The sequence below is a fragment of the Myxococcus sp. AM010 genome (assembly GCF_013372585.1).
GTDB lineage: Bacteria > Myxococcota > Myxococcia > Myxococcales > Myxococcaceae > Myxococcus > Myxococcus vastator.
Genome location: NZ_JABXEO010000234.1, coordinates 1 through 464, shown reverse-complemented (window position 1 = coordinate 464; position 464 = coordinate 1). Strand labels below are relative to the sequence as shown.

Here is a 464-nt window from a genome sequence, read left to right as displayed (position 1 = left end):
GCTACCTTTATTATGAACCTCAATAAATAAGGGATATCCATTTTTGGTCATAACCTTTTTGGGGAATACTACCCACGCAATATACTCCCTGTAGTAAGCCCAGGAGCCATCAGCGAACTCAGGACCATTACACTGATTCCAGGTTACCGTAGCAATGCCCGGGCGCCACGAAGTTATAAATTGTGGCCTTTGAGTAATCACCACATTCCCTCCCTGATAAGAGTTAACGTCTCCAAGGGAGTAAAAGACAATATTATTCCATGCAGAGGACTCACCAGACACACACAAGGAAAATAACAAAGCTGGGAACCATTTTTTCATCAGAAATCACTTCCGTAATTACAGTTATTCATTTAGGTATGACTCAGTTATAAATCATGCTCATACTGGCCGTGGTCCGGAAATCCCCGCCATTCAGTGTCCTGCTGCCATTACGAAAGGGCACTGAAGTAAAGGTGAACGTT

General features: G+C 43.3%; 1 pseudogene. It reads right to left on the bottom strand.

Features of this window, described 5'->3' with window-relative positions:
* Positions 1-321: pseudogene (gene papG-II / locus HV826_RS36480) on the bottom strand (P fimbria tip G-adhesin PapG-II); the annotation flags it as partial.
* Positions 322-464: the final 143 nt, after the last annotated feature.